This is a genomic window from Nitrosomonas sp. Nm34 (assembly GCF_900113925.1).
GTDB lineage: Bacteria > Pseudomonadota > Gammaproteobacteria > Burkholderiales > Nitrosomonadaceae > Nitrosomonas.
The window spans coordinates 1-2,311 of sequence record NZ_FORD01000129.1 but is presented as its reverse complement, the minus strand read 5'-3'; the positions used below and the strand labels follow the sequence as shown (position 1 = coordinate 2,311).

Annotated in this window: 2 protein-coding genes; one reads left to right on the top strand and one right to left on the bottom strand. The window is 44.5% G+C overall.

Annotation, left to right across the window (positions count from 1 at the left end; genetic code table 11):
* The first annotated feature begins 237 nt into the window (after positions 1-237).
* Complete coding sequence (locus BM283_RS17650; protein WP_090695465.1) at positions 238-1,302, top strand: multicopper oxidase domain-containing protein; 1,065 nt, start codon at positions 238-240, stop codon at positions 1,300-1,302.
* Between the two features lie 216 nt (positions 1,303-1,518).
* On the opposite strand, the gene BM283_RS17645 is transcribed toward BM283_RS17650, so the two are convergent.
* Positions 1,519-2,061: a hypothetical protein gene (locus BM283_RS17645; RefSeq protein WP_090695462.1), complete on the bottom strand. Its 543-nt coding sequence runs from the start codon at positions 2,059-2,061 to the stop codon at positions 1,519-1,521.
* Between the last annotated feature and the right edge of the window lie 250 nt (positions 2,062-2,311).

Below are 2,311 nucleotides of genomic sequence, written 5' to 3'. Positions count from 1 at the left end.
CCCCCTTGCGTTTCACTACGGTTGTCGTTACTAACTCCGGTTATCTCCTCTCAGATAACAAGTTTTAACCCATGCCGGGCACACTAGGGCGCAATCGTTATTGCGCCTTATGATACAAATGGTGCAATGCGCTTCGCTTATTACATCTTACCTACTATACCGAACAACATTTGTCAGAGCGAAGGTTATGTGATCAGTCTGAAAGCTCGCTATTCTTTATCAAAGAGGAATTATTCGATGTTGCAAAATAAAATTCTTTCACTTGTTTCTGTTCTGATACTGACTATACTTATCAGCAATCCAGCTTGGGCTAAAGGTGGAAACCGAGTTTATTGGATAGCCGCTGATGAAGTATTGTGGGATTATGCGCCTTCATTTCCTGTTAATCCGATGACAGGCAATGAATTTACTGCAGATGAGCGTGTATTCGTCGAGCAAGGAATTGGTCGGCGATATTTAAAGTCTGTCTATCGGGAATATACCGCCGGGTTTGGTGCTGTAAAACCGCGTAGCGCTGAGGAAAAGCACCTGGGTATACTTGGGCCTGTCATTCGGGCAGCCGTGGGAGACAGAATTACTGTTCATTTTAAAAACAATACCCGTTTTCCGGCAAGTATCCACCCGCATGGCGTGCGTTATACCAAGGAACATGAAGGCGCTGCCCATTCAGCAAATGACAAGCATAAATCGGGCGGAATTGTTAAGCCGGGAGGGGAGCACACTTATATTTGGGAGGTGCCAGAGCGCGCAGGCCCTGGCCCAAATGATACTTCTTCCATCGCCTGGGTGTACCATAGTCACGTCAATGAGTCTGCTGATACCAATTCCGGGCTGATCGGTCCGATCATTATCTCAAGTAACAGAGAGAAACCACTGGGGGTAGATCGTGAATTTATTTCACTTTTTACGGTATTCGATGAAAATGAGAGCTTATATCATGATATCAACCTTTCCACTTGCACAGGTTCTTGTGATCCCGGAAGCGAAGAATTTGAGGAAAGTAATTTGAAACATGGAATTAATGGATTGGTTTATGGCAATAATAAAGGGTATGTGATGCGTAGTGGTGAACGGGTGCGCTGGTATATCATAGGCATGGGAAGCGAAGTCGATCTTCATTCGCCGCATTGGCATGGCGCCACTTTATTGCATAATGGTAATCGCGTGGATGTAACTGAAGTGTTGCCAGCGGCTACCAAAACGCTGGATATGCAGCCAGATGTCAAGGGCAACTGGATGTATCATTGTCATGTCAATGATCACATCAAGGCTGGCATGACGACGACTTTTACGGTCGAATAAAAATAGCGGCCACCAGAAGAAAAATGGTAAAGGTTTTGTAAGTCGGGTCAATAAAAATTTATAATGACTTTATTCATGCTCTTATATAATTTAATGAGCCCGTGTACTGCGTAGGACGCAATCATTGTTGCGCCTTTGATACAAATGGTGCAATGCGCTTCGCTTATTACACCCTACCTACTCATTTCTTTGCGATTGAGTTTGTCTCCATTTCGCTTATTTCAAGCTAGGTACGTTTTGTTGCCTGATATAGGTTCTCAGCTTTTCATCCTTCACGGTATCTTCTCCTCTCTCTCCACCGACGGGTTCCCCACCGCCAGTTTGCCCAGCATTAGAAAGCATGCAAGCAAACATGCAAGCGACTTCAGAAAAGATGCTGCTGCAATGGCTGCCTATTCGTGTGCATCTACACGGGCCAACCGAATCATATCCAGCCTGTTGGCATTGCATGATTTGATTAGCTGCATCCAAGCAATCCATCACACCATCGACACTTTGCCAACCTTCGACAGTGCCGTCAGTGGATGTGCCATAAACAAACGTGCTTGATTCGCATGTGGAACTTCTATTCCAGGTGCAATTTTCCTGGTTTTCATAAGAACAACCGGGTGATGCTCCGTAAGAAGAATATAACCCTTTGATACAGGATCCTTTCTCTAAATCGGCAGATCCTCCAGGAGCCAGGCTGAAATTATAGCTTGAGCTGTTGTCAAAATACCACCAATCAGGATAACCGCTCAACGTGACATTGGCTGACATATTACATATTCGGTAGTCAGCAGCGTGACTATGTGTCACAGAAACGCTTAGCAATAGGCCAAATATTATAGATTTCGCTAGGGTCTGTTGACGTTTTAAGATAAGTATTTAATAGGTAGAAACAAACTCGTAATATTGGGGTTCCCATACCACCAACAAAACGAGTTTGCGATGCCCCGAATAATGCTCAATGATGAGTACTGGTCGAAGCTGGAGAAGATTCTGCTTCAAGAATCGATTTATAACAAGC

Excerpts from the sequence above, each read along its gene's own strand:
- BM283_RS17650 (WP_090695465.1), top strand. The coding sequence starts at position 238 with ATGTTGCAAAATAAAATTCTTTCACTTGTTTCTGTTCTGATACTGACT.
- BM283_RS17645 (WP_090695462.1), bottom strand. The coding sequence starts at position 2,061 with ATGTCAGCCAATGTCACGTTGAGCGGTTATCCTGATTGGTGGTATTTT.